The sequence below is a fragment of the Bacillus sp. LR--39 genome (assembly GCF_053613335.1).
In genome coordinates this window covers 1-525 of the sequence record NZ_JBSIOT010001557.1, presented here as the reverse complement: position 1 = coordinate 525, position 525 = coordinate 1, and the positions used below count along the sequence as shown (strand labels likewise).

The 525-nt window shown below is 52.2% G+C and carries 1 protein-coding gene and 1 pseudogene; both read right to left on the bottom strand.

What is annotated here, in order from left to right:
* On the bottom strand, positions 1 to 164 hold a 164-nt coding region (locus tag ACWHAR_RS31775), incomplete at its 3' end, for a helix-turn-helix domain-containing protein (protein WP_452089015.1).
* A 31-nt stretch (positions 165 to 195) separates the two neighbouring features.
* A pseudogene (locus ACWHAR_RS31770) lies at positions 196 to 525 on the bottom strand (KipI antagonist); the annotation flags it as partial.

Here is a 525-nt window from a genome sequence, read left to right as displayed (position 1 = left end):
CGGTCGAGAAAACCCATTTCTTCGAGAGAACAAACCATGCGGTAGACAGATGTTTTCGGCATGCCTGTCAGCTCAATCATGTCGCCCAGCGAGAGCCTTTCTCTCGTCAGGAACAGATTGAGCAGGGTCATGGCTTTGACGACTGTTTTGTTTTTATGTTCCATGCCTTCCCCCTCCTGATACACATCACACCTATCATAACATGTATTCAAGCTTCAATCGGGCAGAAAGTTCGCTGATTTTCGTCTCCCGTTCGATGTAAACGCGCTCTGCTTCCTGAAGGCTGACAAGCTGAAACTGCACCTGCTCGCCCGGCATCATCTGCGTGACCTGAGAAAAATCAGCTGATGCGATATGGGCGATTCTCGGGTATCCGCCCGCTGTCTGCCTGTCTGCGAGAAGAACGATCGGATTGCCGTCGGGCGGCACTTGAATCGTTCCGAATGATACCGCTTCAGAGATCATTTCCAGAGGCTGAGTGAGTTCGAGCGCCTCTCCTTGAAGACGGTACCCCATCCGGTCGGA